Below are 1,591 nucleotides of genomic sequence, written 5' to 3'. Positions count from 1 at the left end.
ACGGGGCTCACCGCACGCTCGACGCCCGCGTGGCGGAACGCCTCGACGATTCCGGGGACGTCCGTGTTGTGCCCCACGAGCGCGAGCCCGTCGCTGCGGTCGAACACGACCGTATTGAGCGCGCCGAGGGAGATCGCGTGCCCCGCGAGACGGTCGACGTGGGGCACGAGCGCGGACTTGAGGGGCATCGTCACGGACAGCCCGCACCATCCGGGCTCGTCCCGAACCCGCCCGACGAAGTCGCCGAGCTGGTCCGGGACGAGATCGAACGAACCGTACTCGATGTCCTCGCCGAGCAGTGCGTAGGCCGCCCGGTGCAGCGCGGGCGAGCGCGAGTGGCCGATCGGGTGGCCGAGAACGGCCGCCCGTCGCCCTTCGGTCACTGACACTTCCCGGCGTTGGACGTGCACCACTGCTGGTACTGGGCCACATAGCCCTGATGCTCGGCGTACGTCTTCGCGAACTTCGTCTCGCCCGTGTCGAGATTGACGGTGACCCAGAACAGGTAGTCGTTCTGCGTCGGGTGGGCCGCGGCGGCCACGGCCTTCGTGCCCGGCGAGCCGATCGGTCCGGGCGGGAGCCCCGTGTGCACGTACGTGTTGTACGGGTTGCTTCCGTCCTGCTTCTGGGCGTCCGTGAGCTGGACCGTCTTCGTGCCGAGGCCGTACGTAACCGTCGCGTCAGACTGGATGAGCCCGTTGGTCTGGTCGTTCGGCTTGAGGCGGTTGTAGACAGCGCCCGCCACGTTGCCGTAGTCGGCCTGCCCGCCCTCGGCCTGCACGATGCTCGCGATCGTGAGGACCTCGTACTGCTTCGCGGGGTCCGTGATGCCGTCCTTCTTGAGCTCGTCCGTTGTCGTGGTGACGAGCTTCGCGAGGATGTCCTTCGGGGACGTCCCCACCGGCAGCTTGTACTCGCCCGGAGCGAGGTACCCCTCGAGGTTCTTCGCGTTCGCGGGGAGGCCGAACTGGCCGGGCTGCGTGTTGAGCGCGTCGAGGTCCTTGCGGTTGGCGCCGGAGGCCTTGGCGATGGCGTCGAGCGAATCGCCGATCCGCATGCCAGCGCTGAGCGCGAAGTAGATCACCTTGCCGCCGCTGTCCTGCGCGAGGATCGCCGCGGCGTCGGACGCCTTCATCTGCTTCTTGAACGTGAAGTCGCCAGGGTGGAGGCTCGAGTTCGTGGACGCGAACGCCTTGAGGAACGTGTCGACATCGGCAATCACGCCCTGCTGCTGCATGTCCTGCGCGACGGCGCGGGGTCCGGAGCCGGGCTGGACCGTCACGACCACCTGGCCGGATCCGGGGCCCGGGTAGTCCGTGACCTTGTCCATGCCGAGGATTGGACGGAGAACCGCGGCCCCCACGAAGCTCGCGCCCACGATGAGGACGAGCGCGATGCCCATCGCGAGCAGGGCCTTGAACTGGCGGGACCACTTGGGCTTCGCCTTGACGACCTCGGCCGACGCGAAGACCGCCTCGTGGACCGTTGAGTCATCCGGCATGGCGTGCTCGATGCCGCCCTGCGCGGTGCCGCCCGGCCCGATGCCCACGTGGGCCGTGCCCTCGTGCCCGAAGCCCTCGCCCAGCGCGGG

The 1,591-nt window shown here is 69.0% G+C and carries 2 protein-coding genes; both read right to left on the bottom strand.

Features of this window, described 5'->3' with window-relative positions; translation table 11 throughout:
• Nucleotides 1-383: shikimate dehydrogenase family protein (locus ACLN58_RS21980; RefSeq protein ID WP_415857334.1), on the bottom strand; the 383-nt coding region annotated here is incomplete at its 3' end.
• A partial coding sequence (gene mltG, locus ACLN58_RS21975; RefSeq protein WP_415857333.1) for an endolytic transglycosylase MltG occupies nt 380-1,591 on the bottom strand: 1,212 nt, incomplete at its 5' end. The genes ACLN58_RS21980 and mltG, both read right to left, overlap by 4 nt.

The organism is Sinomonas sp. G460-2, from assembly GCF_047759905.1.
Classification (GTDB): domain Bacteria; phylum Actinomycetota; class Actinomycetes; order Actinomycetales; family Micrococcaceae; genus Sinomonas.
Note: the sequence above shows the minus strand (reverse complement) of the source record. Positions and strands in the feature narration are given on the sequence as shown.